Origin of the sequence: Geothrix mesophila, assembly GCF_022808835.1 — a bacterium.
In the GTDB taxonomy this organism is placed as follows: domain Bacteria; phylum Acidobacteriota; class Holophagae; order Holophagales; family Holophagaceae; genus Geothrix; species Geothrix paludis.
Window position 1 is genome coordinate 1,460,095 of sequence record NZ_JAKZLD010000001.1, and the last position, 14,152, is coordinate 1,474,246.

Here is a 14,152-nt window from a genome sequence, read left to right on the forward strand (position 1 = left end):
GTTTTGAGTGGTTGGGGAGGAAGGACTCGAACCCTCACCTGACAGAACCAGAATCTGTTGTCCTACCATTAGACCACTCCCCAACGAGTGGAAGATTCAATGTACCAGGTGTTGGGTAAAAGACAAGAGGTGGTTCCGGCAGGTGGGATGTAGTCTTCCAAAAAAGAAGGGATCTCCCGGAGGACCCATGGTGCGCAAACGGCCTGCCCCGTCCCGGCCCGTGCAGGCGTCCGTCACCGCGGACATGCCCACGCTGGCGGGGATCCAGCCCGGGGGCGACCTCCCCGAGGCCCCTTCGGAATGGGCGCTGGTGGCCTACGCGGGCGCGGCGCTGGGACGGATCTTCGCCCTGCGGCCCGGGGCTTCCCTCATCGGCCGGGCCCCGGACGTCCAGGTGGCGCTCCTGGATGGCGAGGTGAGCCGGCACCACGCCCGGATCGGCGTGATCGGCGGCCAGGTGTGGCTGGAAGACCTCGGGTCCACCAACGGCACCCTGCTGAACGGCTCGCGCATCCAGGGGGCCGTGGCCCTGCATCCGGGCGATCGCATGGCCATCGGCGGCCACGTGCTGAAGCTGGTGGCCATGGACCCCCTCGAGCGCGCCTTCCACGAGACCCTGCTGGACCTCAGCACCAAGGACCCGCTCACGGGCCTGGCCAACCGCACCCGCGCCCTGGCGGAGTTCCAGACCCGCTTCGGCCTCAGCGTGCGCTACGGTCGGCCGCTGTCGGTGCTGATGTGCGACCTGGACCACTTCAAGCAGATCAACGACACCCACGGCCACGGGGCCGGGGACTTCGTGCTCCAGGTCTTCGGGGAGCGGCTGCGGGCCACGCTGCGCGAGGCGGACCTGGCCGGCCGGATCGGCGGGGAGGAGTTCCTCGTGATCCTTCCGGAGACGGACCTGAATGGCGCGCGGCCCCTCGCGGAGCGCTTCCGGAAGGCCATGGGGGAAGTGCCCGTGCCCCTTCCCGGCGGCGGGCTGCTGGTCACCTGCAGCCTCGGCATCGCCGAGCGGGGCCCCGGGGACCTGGATGCGGGGCAGATGCTGGCCCGGGCGGACGCCGGCCTCTACCGGGCCAAGGTGGAGGGGCGCAACCGCGTGTGCGCCCTCTGAAGAACTCCGGTCAAAGGACGGCGGGGGCTTCCAAGGTGGCTACCATGGGCCCTTCCAGGCGGAGGCACGGATGGTTCTGCTCTTTCTCGTGATGGCCTTCGCCATCGGACTGGCGGTGCCCCTCCAGTCGGCCGTCAACAACGCGCTCAGGGCATCGCTCCACAGCGGCTCCATGCTGGCGGCCCTGGTGTCCTTCGCGGTGGGCACCGTGGCGTTGCTGGTGGTTTCCGCCCTCACGGGCCAGCCCTTCGCGGCGCTGGGCGGCCTCTCCCGCGTGCCGTGGTGGCAGTGGCTGGGCGGCTTCCTGGGGGCCTTCTTCGTGTTCGGGACGACCCTGCTGGCTCCCCGCATCGGCCTGGCGGCCATGGTGTCCCTCATCGTGGCGGGGCAGGTGTGCTCCTCGCTGGCCTTCGATCATTTCGGCCTCATCGGTCTCCAGGCGCGGGGCCTGTCCTGGATCCGCCTTCTCGGGGCCGGGTTCATCCTGGCGGGCGCGATCCTCGTGAACTTCGGCGACCGCTGGCTGGCGCGCTGACGCCGGTCGCTCAGGCCTTGCGGACCCGCTCGGCCACCTTGTCGAGCGTGTCCCAGATCTGGTGGCAGTCCTCGCAGGAGGAACGCGGATCGCCGCAGGGGAAACCCTCGATGCCGATGCCCTGGCAGCGGGGGGTGCGGAAGAAGAACAGCAGCTCGCCGATGGAGGTCTGCATGCGCTCCCGGAGGGCCGCGTCCGGAAGGGAGCGCAGGTCCTGGATGAGCTTCCACTCGGCGGGGCTGAGCTCGGGGCGGTCGATGGTCTGGGACATGGGGACTCCGCGCACTCCCAAGTATACGGAGCTGGAAAGGAGTCTAAACCGCCTCCGAAGGCCTTCGTATCACCTCCAACGTTCTCTGACAACGCAGGAGGCTTCCATGTCCCTCACCCATCCCCTCGCCGCGGCCGTGGCCGCCGTCCTCCTCTGGGCCCCGCTCGCCGCCCAGACCCAGGTGATCCAGCCCGCCAAGGCTGAGAAGACCACGGAGACCCGCACGGTACCCCTGGCGGCCGGCTCGACGCTCAAGGTGAAGAACGTCAACGGATTCATCCACGTGGAGGCCTGGGACCGCGACGAGGTCCAGTTCACGGGTGAGTTCAAGCCCAGCAGCCGGGACGAGCAGGTGAAGGTGGTCCTCGAATCCGGGAAGAACGGTCTGGAAATCCGCGGCGAGTACCCCAAGCACAATGGCTGGGGTTCCTACCAGGGGCCGCAGTGCCTGATGACCCTCAAGGTGCCGCGCAAAGTGGTCCCTTCCCTGGAGACCGTGAACGGTGAGGTGGCCCTCAGCGGAACCCAGGGCGCCGCCAGCCTAACCACCGTGAACGGAGGGGTGCGCGCCACGGACCTGGGGGATTCCCTCAAGGCGACCACGGTGAACGGCGCCGTCACCCTGGAGCGGGTGCAGGGTGGCCTCACCATCCAGACCGTGAACGGCACCATCAAGGGCACGGGTCTGGACGGCCTGGGCCGCGGGGTCAAGGCCGAGACCGTCAACGGCACCATCCACCTCCAGATCGCGGGCCTGAAGGGGCACCTCACCGCCACCACGCTGAACGGCGGCATCACCTTCAAGGCCAAGGGCGCCGAGCAGGTGGAGGTGGCCAAGCGGCGGGTCACGGCCACCTTCCCCGGAGGGGACCAGGACATCCACCTGAGCACGGTGAACGGGGCGATCACGCTGGATTAGGACCTCTCGACCCATGGAGAAGAGCCGGCTCTGCCGGCTCTTCTCCATGCATAGGCAACCATATCGTCTGAAAAGATATTTTGATATCGGATTGACAGGTCCTAATTTTATCTCATCCTGTTCCGGTCGGAGGACGGACCCTCGGACATCGGATGGATACCTCGTGAGCGGAAAGCGTCGCCTCTTCCTGTTGAGCGTCCTCGCCAGCGTCTTCGCGGGCGTCTTCGTGGGGTCCGGGGCCTACACGTTCGTGGCGGCCCACGGCACCTCGTACCTGTCGAACGATCCCCAGGTCTGCGTGAACTGCCATGTGATGCGCGGGGAGTACGACAGCTGGCGGCATGGTTCGCACCATGCGGTGGCCGTGTGCAACGACTGCCACCTGCCCCACGACAACGTCGTGAACAAGTTCTTCGTGAAGGCCAGCAACGGGTACCACCATTCGAAGGCCTTCACGCTGCTGAATTTCGCGGAGCCCATCCGCATCAAGCCCGGCAACGCCAAGGTGCTGGAGGACAACTGCATCCGCTGCCACGGCGAGCTGACGGGCGAGATCACCGCCCACGGCACCCTGGGCGTGCCCACGGACCCGACGCAGAAGGCCGACCTCTACGGCTGCGTGCGCTGCCACCAGGAAGTGGGCCATGGGCCCATGGGCTGAGCTTCCGACCGACCTGACCACCTACCCCTGACCCCACCCCAGATCTCACCCCCGATCCCACCTTAAGGCGCGTGGTCCGCCACGCGGGAGGAACCCCCGATGACCGACAACCCCACCCCGTTCTTCTCCCGGCCCGTGGTCCGGATGGGCCTCATCGCCGCGGGCGCCGCCGTGGCGACGGTGCTCGTGATGGCCCTCTACGCCAGCATCACCACCCGCAAGGCCGAGGCGAAGCAGACCAGCTTCAAGCTCGTGGACCTCGACGAGAAGGTCGTCGATCCCGCCCTGTGGGGGAAGAACTTCCCCCGCGAGTACGAGACCTACCTGAAGACCTCCGAGAAGTACAACACCAAGTACGGCGGCGCCGGCAGCGAGGCCCTGCCCAAGAGCCGCATCCAGGAGGATCCGCGGCTGGTGACCATCTTCGACGGCTACGCCTTCGCCATCGACTTCAACCAGCGCCGCGGCCACGCCTACATGCTGGATGACCAGCGCAACACCAAGCGCGTCACCGAGCGCAAGCAGCCCGGCTCCTGCCTCCACTGCCACGCCTCGAACACCGTGGCCTTCCGCGAGCAGGGCCTGAAGGCCGGCGCGCCCGGCACGCTGGATGAGGACTTCACCAGCGCCAACGCCCAGGCCCAGCTCATGGCGGGCTTCGAGGCCGTGTGCAAGATGCCCTACGCCGACGCCACCAAGCTGGTGAAGCACCCCGTGGCCTGCATCGACTGCCACGATCCCAAGAACATGGCCCTGCGCGTCACCAAGCCCGGCTTCATCCGCGGCATCGTGGCCCTGGCCAACAGCCCCGAGCCCGTGCCGCACCTGCCGTCCATCGAGAAGTGGCGCAAGGGCGACCGCGCCACGCCCTATGACGCGAACCGCGACGCCTCCCGCCAGGAGATGCGCTCCATGGTCTGCGGCCAGTGCCACGTGGAGTACTACTGCGGCCCGAAGGTCACGCTCTTCTTCCCCTGGAACAACGGCCTGAAGGTCGAGCAGATCGAGGCGTACTACGACAGCTACAAGTTCCCCGACGGCCACCGCTTCTTCGACTGGCAGCACGGCAAGACCGGCGCCGAGGTCCTCAAGGCCCAGCATCCCGAGTTCGAGATGTGGAGCCAGGGCATCCACGCCCGCTCCGGCGTCTCCTGCGCCGACTGCCACATGCCCTACGTCCGCGAAGGCGCGCTCAAGGTCAGCGACCACCAGGTGCGCAGTCCGCTGCTCAACGTCTCGCGTTCCTGCCAGACCTGCCATCGCTTCCCCGAGGAGGAGCTGAAGGCCCGCGTGACGGCCATCCAGGACCGCACCAAGGCGCTCATGGACCGCGCCGAGGACGCCGTGGTGAACCTCATCAGTGACATCGAGGCCGCCAAGAAGGCCGGCGTGGACGAGGCGAAGCTGAAGCCCATCCTCGAGTTCCAGCGCAAGGCCCAGTGGCGGGTCGACTTCGTGAACGCCGAGAACTCCATGGGCTTCCACGCGCCCCAGGAGGTCGCCCGCATCCTCGGCGAGGCCATCGACTTCGGCCGCCAGGGCCAGGTGGCCCTCCGCGATCTGGGCACCTCCAAGTCGGCCCGGAAGTAGGCATTCCCACCTAGCACCCCGCGGGGCCGGCTCAGCCGGCCCCGCTTGCGTCTGGAGGTAGCATGGAAGGAACCGATCCCACACATGACCTGCTCCGCGCATCCGGAGGCAACCCATGGTCCGTTTCCGCCTGATCTTCCTGGCCCTGATCCTGAGCCTGGGCCTGGGTTCCGGGCTCGCCGCCCAGTCCCACCTCGCCGAGGGCTTCACGGGCCTACCCGCCGGGGCCACGGTAGCCGTGATGCCGCTCGACGTGGAGCTGTTCGCCGTGACCGCCGGCGGCGTGCTGGAACCCCGGGCGGAGTGGACCACCAAGGCCATCGCGAACCTGAAGGAGGCCCTCCGCCTCCGGAAGGCGGGGCAGGGCGGGACCTTCGTGCCCGTGCCGCCCGGGGACGGAGAGCTCCTGGCGGAGCTCAACCACCTGCACGGCGCCGTGGCCCGCGCCATCGACCTCCACCACTTCGGCAGCTGGAAGCTGCCCAGCAAGGCCGGGAAGCTCGACTGGTCCCTGGGCGAGGAGGTCGCCGAGATCCGGAAGCAGGCCTCGGCGGACTACGCGCTGTTCATCTTCCTGCGGGACAGCTACGCCACCGGCGGCCGGGTGGCGACCATGGTCCTCTACGCGGCGCTCGGCGTGGGGGTGGGCGGGGGCGCCCAGGTGGGCTACGCCTCCCTGGTGGATCTGAAGACGGGCCGCATCCTGTGGTTCAACGAGATGGCCAAGGTCACCGGGGATGTGCGGGAACTGGAACCCGCGAAGGCCACCCTCGGCCATCTGCTCAAGGAATTCCCGGAGTAGGGTGTGGACCGCCGCGACTTCGTCGAGACCTGCGGGTGCTGCGGCGCCATGGCCCTCCTGGGCCCGGCGCTGGGGCCGGCGCTGGGGTCGGCGCTGAGGGCGGAGCAGGGCTGGACGCCGCCGCCCCGGATCCCGCGGCCCTCGCCGAAGACGGATGAGGGCGGCCTCTGGGCCCTCATGGACCGGGAGGAGGAGCGCCTGCGCCAGAGCTCCTTCCTGGTGCGGGACGGGGCCCTCTCCGCCTATGTCCACGCCATCACCTGCCGCCTGGCCCAGGCCCACTGCCCGGACGTGCGCACCTACGTGGTCCGGTCCCCCTACTTCAACGCGAACATGGCCCCCAACGGCATGATGCAGGTCTGGACGGGATTGATCCTCCGGGCGGAAAACGAGGCCCAGCTGGCCGCAGTGATCGGCCATGAGGTCGGGCACTACATGGCCCGCCATTCGGTGGAGCGCCTCCGGGACGCCAAGTCGCGGACCGCCTTCGCCCATGTCCTGGGCCTGGTGCCGGTGGCCGGCACGCTGGCGGGCCTGGGCGTCTTGGCCGGGGCGTTCGCCTACAGCCGGAACCACGAGCGGGTGGCCGATCAGATCGGGCTGGAGCTGATGGCCGCCGCGGGCTATCCGCCCCTGGAGGCCTCGAAGGTCTGGACGAACCTCCTGGCGGAACTGCAGGCGGAGAAGGACTGGACGGGCGACGCCTCCTCCCGGAGCCTCCTCTTCGCCACGCATCCCACGGAGAAGGAGCGCCAGACCAAGCTGGAGGCCGCGGCCAAGGCCCTCGGCCAACCGGATCTCGACCCCCGCGCCCCGGCCCTCCGGCAGGCCACGGCGCCCTGGCGCCAGCTCTGGCTGGAGGACGAGCTCCGGCGCCGCAAGTTCGGCGAGAGCCTGGCTCTGCTGGACCGGCTCACCGCGGCGGATCCCAAGGACGGCCAGGCCTCCTACTTCCTGGGCGAGGCCTACCGCCTGCGGGCCTCGGACGGGGACGGCGAGCGCGCGCTGGCCGCCTACCAGAAGGCCGCGGGCCTGCCGGGCGTGCCGCCCGAAGTCCACCGGGCCCTGGGCGTCCTCCACCGCAAGGCCGGACGGCTGCCCGAGATGCGGGAGGCCTTCGGCCGGTACCTGGCGGCCCGCCCGGATGCCGAGGACGCCGAGATGATCCGTTCCTACCTGACGGAAGGGGGTTGAGATGAACCTGAAGCCCGTGCTCCTCGTCGCGCTCCTCGCCTCGTTGGTGCTGCTGCCCGGCTGCACGAAGCCGGCCACCTGGGTGGGCGTCACGCCCGGGGAGATGGTGGTGTGCGAGCGGCTGGCGGTCCGCATCGACGGCGCCTGGAGCCGCCTCGAGGGCACCCAGCAGCCCAAGCACGATGTCTGGACCTCCGAGGGCATGCCGCTGGATCAGCTCCACTTCTATGCAGGGCTCGCCGAGGGGGAGGCCTTCGTGGCCGTCAAGGACCGCCCGGCCGACAAGCCCATCCCCCGCTTCCGGAAGGACATGCAGGCCCAGGATGTGGTGGAGATGTACGAGGCCTTCGCCAGCCGGGACGGCAGCGTCTTCAAGCTGGAGAAGCTGGCTCCGGCGCGGTTCGCGGATGAGAACGGCTTCCGGTTCGAGTTCAGCCGGGTGAGGAAGGGCGACGAGGTCCGCACGCGGGGTGTGGCCTACGGCGCCATCCACCGCGGCGAGCTCTTCCTCATGGTGTACGAGGCCCCCCGGATCCACTACTTCACCAAGCACCTGCCCCAGGTCGAGGTCATCGCCCAGTCGGCGCGTCCCCGCGAGAAGGGCTGACCGGATGGAATCGCTTGACGGAGGCCGGTGACCTCCGGAGGCTGGAGCCATTGATCCCACGTCCGCCGGAGGCTCCGATGCCGAAGCTGTCCATCGTTCCCGCCCTGCTGCGCCTCATCTCCGAGGGCAGCTTCTTCAAGCAGGTCTTCTCCTGGCTCCTCCGGCTGTGGGCGGTGGCGGCCCTCGTGGCGGGGATCTGGCTGTCCATCGAGCTGTGGCGGGGCGGCGGGACGAGCACCCAGGCCATCTTCGGACAGCTGATCTTCCAGGTCGCCCTGGTCCTGGCCACCTACCTCGTGGCCCACCTGAGCTGGGTGCGGGCCCAGGACGTGGCGGCCATGCCCCAGATCGCCGGAGAGGTGATCATCCCCCTCACGCGGCTGCTGCTGCGGCTGGGCGGGGAGCTCTACGCCAGCCTGATGGCCGTGGCCAGCGTGGGCGGCGCCCTCATGATCTGGATCAGCGCAGGCGAGGCCCGGCCCGACCTGGGCGAGTTGCGCCTGCTGCTGCCCGGCGCCGGCGGCGATCCCTTCCCCGCGGGCCTGGCCATGCTGCTCACCGGCCTGGCTTCCGCCGCCCTGGGCCTCCTGGGCGGCTATCTCGCCTCCGAACTCCTGGGCCTGCTCTGCGCCATCGAGAGCAATACACGAGGCGTGAAGCAGGGCTGAAACCTACCGGTACCGCGTCGCCATGGCCTTCAAGGTGGTCGCCAGGTGCGCCCGCAGCGCCTTCGGCTCGAGCACTTCCGCCTCGGCGCCCAGCTGGAGGATGTAGCGGGTGGGACCGTGGAGGTCCGTCGCCATGAAGCTGAGCAGGACGGTGCCGCCCTTCTCCTTCCGCACCTCGACCCGGGGCAGGGCGGGGGGGGCGTCCTGCAGGGACTGGGGCCAGTTGGAACCGCCCACACGCACCTGCACCTGGAAGGGCGCGCCGGGGCTGAACCAGCCGCCGATCTGGAGGTCCCGGGCCTGTTCGAGGGGGCGCTTGTCGGGGATGAGGCCGCGCCGGGAAAGCGCCTTGGCCTCCTCGATGCGGGCCAGGCGGAAGTGCCTGGGCTCCTGCTTGGCGGGGTCCCAGGCCAGCAGGAAGGCGCCGCCGGAGAACACGTCGTGGGTGAGGGTGAAGGGCACCACCGTGCGCGTGCCGGTGCGGCCCGTGGAGGCGGCAGCGTAGGTGAGCTCCAGCTCGCGCGGCCCCTCCGGGTGGCCCAGGGCCATCAGCACCTGGGAGAGCATCTTCGTGTCGAGAGCCTGCTGGTCGTCGGCGGCTCCGCGCACGCAGACGTGGGACTGGAGGGCGTCGAAGAGGCTGCGGTCACGGCTGCTGAGGTGGCTGTCCGCCAGGGCGCGCAGGCCCTCGAGCTGGTCGTACCACATCTCCGTCGCCGTGCCCTCCAGGGCCATGAGCGCCACCTCCAGGGCCAGGCGGGCGTGGGGCGTGATCTTGCTGTCCCAGTCCGGGGCCTTCTCCAGGGTGAAGTGGATGACGGCGGGCCGGCCTTCGCGGGCCTTGCCGAAGCGCGCGCCCTGCTCCTCCAGCAGCACGATGGCGCGGTCCACGGTGCGCATGGCCACGCCGCCCAGCTTCCGGACCAGGGCGGCCTTGGTGATGCCGCGCTCCCCGGCGTCCCGGATGGCGTCCAGCACCGCCTGGAGACGCTCCGGCTTCACGAGGCTGGCCCCGTCCGGACGAGGGGATTCGGGGGCCTTGCGGGACGCGGGACGGGCCATGGCGACCTCCTGGGCACCATGATTGGCCAGCGACTGTCCAGAAGCAAGGCAGGAAGGCGGCGACGGGCTCCGGGGACCGGCTATCGGTCCGTGGCCGCCCCGATGGGGGCCCAGAAGGCCTTGAAGGGTGTCGGATCCCATGGGGCTTCGTGGTGGCGGAAGCGGGCCAGGAGGCCGGTGGCCGGTGCGGCGGCGGGGGCCAGCACGGCATGGGCGCCGGCGTAGAGGGCGCTCCAGAGGGCCGCGCGGAGGGCAGGCTCGCCCAGGCGGGCCAGAGGCAGATCCACCCGGGTGTCGTGATCCCAGCCCAGCAGCGCGTTCAGGCGCCGCAGGCGGACCATCAGTTCGCCATGGGTCAGACCCGTCGTGAAGGGGGTGCCCTCGGTGACGACCTGCTCCCGGGCATGGTAGGCGCTGCGCCCGGCCTCGGTGTTGAAGCGGGGGCCGCCCAGGACCTCCATGGGCACGGATTGCCCCTCCGGCTCCCACGCCAGGCCCGAGGCCGCCGCGGCCAGCTCGGCGGCCCAATCCCAGATGGTGCCCGTGGCGCAGAACACCGTCGCGGGAGGTGAGCCTGCCAGCAGGCCCAGGGCCACCCCCTCGACGCGGTTGCGCAGCTGGGCATAGGCCAACGTCCCCCAGCCGGGGGCCGTCAGGGCCGGGCGACCCTGGAGGCGGGCCGCGCGCTGGATGAGGAGGTCCCGCAGGGTGGAGGCCATTCGATCTCCCGGGACCAGTTTGGCAAGACCGGTGCTCCGGATTGCAACCTGAAACCTGTGATCAACCCTTTTCCGGAAGGGCGGGTCAGAGGGGTGTCCGCTTCCCCCTTCACCCGGAGCCCGGCTCCGCCCCATGGAGATTCTCATGCGCCCTGTTCTCCGCACTTGCTCCCTGCTGGCGCTTCCCCTGGGCCTCACCGCCCTGGCCCTCGGCCTGGCCTGCGGTGGCGGTTCCTCCAGCAGCTCCGCCGGCTCCGCCACGCCCACGGGCACGGCGGCCGTCATCCTCACCGACGCCCCGTCGGACCAGTGGTCCGCCGTCGAGGTGGTGGTCACCCAGGTGACCTTCCTGAACAAGGCCGACCACACCAAGGAGGTGGTGGCCTTCCAGGGCGCCAGCGCCAAGATCAACCTGGTGGACCTGGACAGCGTGGGCGAGCTGCTGGCCTCGGCCCAGATCCCCGCGGGCACCTACGATGCCCTGCGCATCACCATCGATCCCGCCAGCGTGAACCTGGTGAAGGCCGATGGCACGGCGGTGCCCTCCAGCCAGGTGAAGGTGGCGGGCAGCAGCGTCCTCGTGAACCTCAGCTCCGACCTGGTGGTGACCGCCAGCGGCAGCAACGCCGTGCAGCTCGATTTCGACCTGAGCCATCCCCTCTTCCTGGTGCAGCTGCCGGACGGCACCTGGGTGATGAACCTGCAGGTCAGGCACCGTCCCAATGCCAACGGCATGACCGGCGTGGCGCAGCTGATGTTCCGCCATCGCAAGGGTACCATCGCTTCCGTGGGCACCTCGAGCTTCGTGCTCCACACGGACGCCGGCAACGACCTGACCGTGAATGTGGGCACGGGCGCCTGGTTCTTCGACGCCGACACGAAGACGGTCGGCAGCCTCTCGGGCCTGACCGCCGGGAAGTACGCGCTGGTCTCCCTGCGCATGCAGCCGGATGGCAGCCTCTGGGCGGTGCGCGTGTGGTACAGCGTCAACCCCCTGCAACCCTGGACGCCCGAGGGCCATGTCTACGGCGTGGACCAGGCCAACGGCCTCATGGTGGTCAGCTCGGGCAACGGCACGCCCCGGACCATCGCCATCGATCCCGACACCGCCTTCACCTACCACATGGCCCAGTCCTTCGGCACCGGTTCCGCGGCCCTCGCCAACATGTGGACGGGCTTCAAGGTCCAGGTGCAGGTGAAGGACCCCCTGGCCACGCCCATGCACGCGCAGTCCGTGAACATCCAGCGCGCCGTGGACGGCGGCCGCATCAGTGCCGCCTCCACCAGCAGCTTCACCTACCAGCACACCAGCGGCGACCGGACCCACGCCTATGACAGCGCCTTCGCCTGGTGGTACGTGGGCTTCCCCGGCATGACGTCCAGCAGCGTCAGCGCCTTCTCCTCGGCCTGCTCCGGCATGGGCATGGGCATGATGGGCACGATCTCCCCCGACCTGATGCCCCGGGGCCTGAGCGACCTGGTCTGGAACACCGGCACCAGCGCCTGGGATGCCAACAACGCCATCTTCATGCCCGTGGCCCTGCCGAAGGGCACCATCAGCACCTCGTACAACGGCGGTCAGCTGGGCTTCACCTTCGTGGATTCCGCCGCCGCCACCCAGACCGTCACCGTCACCCTGAACACCACCGTGGGCGCGCAGCCGCTGGTGCTGGAGGTGTCCAAGCAGAGCGGCGCCATCACGGTGACTCCGGTGGATGCGACGGCCTGGGCCACCAAGCTCGTGACGGCCACCCAGGCCCGCGTGGCCGTGGTGCCCAAGCCGGATGGCACCTATGCCGCCTACGCCGTGGTGATGTTCACCGGGTTCTGATCCACCCCTCCCTGGGTGGGGCGGCGCTCCGCGAGGGGCGCCGCTTTTTCGTACCTGCACGCTTAGACGGCGGCCGAGATCGCCCCGACGTTGAAGGCCGGATGCCGGTCCATCAGCGGGCGCGGCGGAGGGATGTGGCGGACGTCGCGGAAGCCCGCGTGGCGCAGGCAGTCGTCCCAAGCCTCGGGGGTGAGGAAGCCGTGCCGGGGCCGCCAGCGCGGGTCGAGCTTCACCTCGGTGAAGCTGCGGATGAAGCTGAAGAAGAACTCCAGGTAGAGGGGCGTGTCGAGGGTGGGCTTCAGGCACTCGCCGATCACCAGCCGCCCGCCGGGCCTCAGCCGGCTCCGCAGGTCGAGCAGGGTGGCCTCGAGATCCTGGGCCACGTGAAGGACATTGATGCCCACGATGGCGTCGAGGCTCTCCGGCTCGATGCCCTGGCCCCCCAGGGGCTGGTTCAGGTCGAGGGTCTGGAAGCAGAGGGGGAGTCCGGGGGCCGCCTCCGGAAGGCGCCTCCGGGCCCGGTGGATGAAGGTGGGCGCCACATCGGTGAAGCGGTACTCCGCCATCCGGGAAAGCCAGCCTTCGGCGGCGCCCCGTGCAGCCACCAGCTGGGCGAAGGAGCCCACGCCACCGCCCAGCTCCAGGATCCGGGCGCCTTCCGGAAGCCCCTTCCGGAGGGCCAGGAGCGTCAACAGGTTGTTGGGGAAGTAGACGAGGTTCTCGTTGCGGAAGTAGGCGAGCCAGAGGGGGAAGAGGGACAGCCCGAAGAGCAGGGAATCCCCGTCCTTCCCGTCCGTGAAGAAGGGGCGGATGTGGGAGCGCACCCCGTCGAGGAGGTCGAAGTTGGCCGCATGTCCCGGCGCCTCGGCTTCCACGGCCTCGCGGATGCCGGCCAGGTCCAGATCGGGCTCGCCGGACAGGACGTAGCGGTCGTCCTCTCGGGCGAGCATCCCCTCGCTGGCGAGGAAGGGCAGCATCCAGGCCAGGGGCTTGCGGGCCTGGGCGGGCAGGCCTTCACACAGCGATTCGAGGGTCGTGCCCCGCCGGAGCCGGGCCTCCCAGCCCAGATCGAAGAGCAGGTGCAGGCAGGTCCGCGCGGTGTAGAGCCCCGAGGCCCGGTGCAGGGCCAGGAAGGGGCGCGTCAGGAGCGATGAGATCTCCGGTCCCTCGGGCCCAAGCAGGTCGAGACCCGGAGGTCCGTCGATGGGCCCGAGGCGGACGGCCATCAGTCCATCATTTCGCTGATGCTGCGGCCTCCATGGATGCGGAGGATGGCGTCGCCGAAGAGGGCGGCCGTGGAGAGCACCCGCAGGTTGGGCAGCGCCTTGGCGCGATCCGGGGGGACCGGGATGCTGTCGGTGATCACCAGCTCGTCCAGGTTGGCGGAATTGAGGGTCTCCACCGCGTTCCCCGAGAGGACGCCATGGGTGACGCCCACGCGGACGGTGCGGGCCCCGAACTCGCGCAGGATGCGGGCCGCCTCCTTGATGGAGCCGCCGGTGGCGATCTCGTCATCGTAGATGATGGCGTCCCGGCCCTTCACGTCGCCGATGAGGGCCACGCTCTGGGCCTTCTCGGAATCGTCGAAGCGGCGCTTGTCGATGATGGCCATGGGCACGGAGAGCCGCTTGGCGAAGTGGCCCGCGAACTTGGCAGCCCCGGCGTCCGTGGCCACCACCGTGGTGTTGGCGAGATCCTTGGTCTTGAAGTAGTTCGTGAGGGTGGGCGTGGCCAGCAGCTGGTCCGCGGGTTTGCGGAAGAAGCCCAGGATCTGCGGCGCGTGCAGGGTCATGGTGAGCACGCGGTCGGCGCCGGCAGTCTCCAGCAGGTCGGCCACCAGCCGGGCCGTGATGGAGATGCGCGCCTCGTCCTTCTTGTCGCTGCGGGCGTAGGGGAAGTAGGGCAGCACGGCGGTGATGCGGGCCGCGGACGCGAACTTCAGCGCGTCGATGAGGATCAGCAGCTCCAGCAGGTTGTCGCTGACGGGCGGGCAGGAGGTCTGGATCACGAAGACGTCCGATTCGCGGACGTTCTCCTCGATCTTCACCTTGATGTTCTCGTTGGAGAACCGGGTGATCTTGAGCTTGCCCAGGGGCATCCCCATGTGTGTGGCGATGCCCCTCGCCAGCTCCGGGTGGCTGCTCCCGGAAAATACCTTCATCTCGCCGAACATGGA

At 69.5% G+C, this 14,152-nt stretch carries 15 protein-coding genes and 1 tRNA gene; 10 read left to right on the top strand and 6 right to left on the bottom strand.

What is annotated here, in order from left to right:
- Positions 1-8 precede the first annotated feature (8 nt).
- A tRNA-Gln gene (locus MLG87_RS06620) sits at positions 9-83 on the bottom strand.
- A 104-nt stretch (positions 84-187) separates the two neighbouring features.
- Between MLG87_RS06620 and MLG87_RS06625 the strand changes: the two genes are divergently transcribed.
- Both MLG87_RS06625 and MLG87_RS06630 read left to right on the top strand, forming a co-directional pair.
- A complete protein-coding gene (locus MLG87_RS06625; RefSeq protein ID WP_243294397.1) occupies positions 188-1,117 on the top strand; it encodes a GGDEF domain-containing protein in 930 nt (309 codons plus the stop codon).
- A gap of 70 nt (positions 1,118-1,187) precedes the next feature.
- Complete coding sequence (locus MLG87_RS06630; RefSeq protein WP_243294398.1) at positions 1,188-1,652, top strand: DMT family transporter; 465 nt, start codon at positions 1,188-1,190, stop codon at positions 1,650-1,652.
- Positions 1,653-1,662: 10 nt separating this feature from the next.
- Here the strand turns inward: MLG87_RS06630 and MLG87_RS06635 are convergent, their stop codons facing one another.
- Positions 1,663-1,923 (bottom strand): hypothetical protein, encoded by a 261-nt coding sequence (locus tag MLG87_RS06635; RefSeq protein WP_243294399.1) that lies wholly within the window; start codon positions 1,921-1,923, stop codon positions 1,663-1,665.
- 106 nt (positions 1,924-2,029) lie between these two features.
- On the opposite strand from MLG87_RS06635, the gene MLG87_RS06640 reads away from it, so the two are divergent.
- The 7 genes from MLG87_RS06640 to MLG87_RS06670 all read left to right on the top strand — a co-directional run bounded on the left by MLG87_RS06640 (position 2,030) and on the right by MLG87_RS06670 (position 8,364).
- A complete protein-coding gene (locus MLG87_RS06640) occupies positions 2,030-2,842 on the top strand; it encodes a DUF4097 family beta strand repeat-containing protein (RefSeq protein ID WP_243294400.1) in 813 nt (270 codons plus the stop codon).
- Positions 2,843-3,005: 163 nt separating this feature from the next.
- A complete protein-coding gene (gene nrfH, locus MLG87_RS06645; protein WP_243286772.1) occupies positions 3,006-3,503 on the top strand; it encodes a cytochrome c nitrite reductase small subunit in 498 nt (165 codons plus the stop codon).
- 99 nt (positions 3,504-3,602) lie between these two features.
- Complete coding sequence (locus MLG87_RS06650; protein WP_243294401.1) at positions 3,603-5,093, top strand: ammonia-forming cytochrome c nitrite reductase subunit c552; 1,491 nt, start codon at positions 3,603-3,605, stop codon at positions 5,091-5,093.
- 115 nt (positions 5,094-5,208) lie between these two features.
- Positions 5,209-5,895, top strand: coding sequence for a hypothetical protein (locus tag MLG87_RS06655; RefSeq protein WP_243294402.1), 687 nt, complete (start codon positions 5,209-5,211; stop codon positions 5,893-5,895).
- Positions 5,896-5,898: 3 nt separating this feature from the next.
- Positions 5,899-7,089 (top strand): M48 family metalloprotease, encoded by a 1,191-nt coding sequence (locus MLG87_RS06660; protein ID WP_243294403.1) that lies wholly within the window; start codon positions 5,899-5,901, stop codon positions 7,087-7,089.
- Between the two features lies 1 nt (position 7,090).
- Entirely contained in the window at positions 7,091-7,696 is a 606-nt protein-coding gene (locus MLG87_RS06665; protein WP_243294404.1) for a hypothetical protein, read from the top strand.
- A gap of 77 nt (positions 7,697-7,773) precedes the next feature.
- Positions 7,774-8,364 (top strand): hypothetical protein, encoded by a 591-nt coding sequence (locus MLG87_RS06670; RefSeq protein ID WP_243294405.1) that lies wholly within the window; start codon positions 7,774-7,776, stop codon positions 8,362-8,364.
- Positions 8,365-8,367: 3 nt separating this feature from the next.
- Here MLG87_RS06670 and MLG87_RS06675 read toward each other — a convergent pair whose 3' ends face one another.
- Positions 8,368-9,426, bottom strand: a complete 1,059-nt coding sequence (locus MLG87_RS06675; protein ID WP_243294406.1) for a helix-turn-helix transcriptional regulator — start codon at positions 9,424-9,426, stop codon at positions 8,368-8,370.
- 80 nt (positions 9,427-9,506) lie between these two features.
- The gene (locus MLG87_RS06680) at positions 9,507-10,145 is read right to left on the bottom strand and encodes a hypothetical protein (protein ID WP_243294407.1); all 639 of its coding nucleotides are present in this window, start codon (positions 10,143-10,145) and stop codon (positions 9,507-9,509) included.
- Positions 10,146-10,290: 145 nt separating this feature from the next.
- On the opposite strand from MLG87_RS06680, the gene MLG87_RS06685 reads away from it, so the two are divergent.
- Positions 10,291-11,976: a DUF4382 domain-containing protein gene (locus MLG87_RS06685; RefSeq protein ID WP_243294408.1), complete on the top strand. Its 1,686-nt coding sequence runs from the start codon at positions 10,291-10,293 to the stop codon at positions 11,974-11,976.
- 62 nt (positions 11,977-12,038) lie between these two features.
- Here the strand turns inward: MLG87_RS06685 and MLG87_RS06690 are convergent, their stop codons facing one another.
- Both MLG87_RS06690 and MLG87_RS06695 read right to left on the bottom strand, forming a co-directional pair.
- The gene (locus MLG87_RS06690) at positions 12,039-13,202 is read right to left on the bottom strand and encodes a class I SAM-dependent methyltransferase (RefSeq protein WP_243294409.1); all 1,164 of its coding nucleotides are present in this window, start codon (positions 13,200-13,202) and stop codon (positions 12,039-12,041) included.
- Positions 13,202-14,149 (bottom strand): ribose-phosphate diphosphokinase, encoded by a 948-nt coding sequence (locus tag MLG87_RS06695; RefSeq protein WP_243286763.1) that lies wholly within the window; start codon positions 14,147-14,149, stop codon positions 13,202-13,204. Before MLG87_RS06695 ends, MLG87_RS06690 begins: the two co-directional genes overlap by 1 nt.
- Positions 14,150-14,152: the final 3 nt, after the last annotated feature.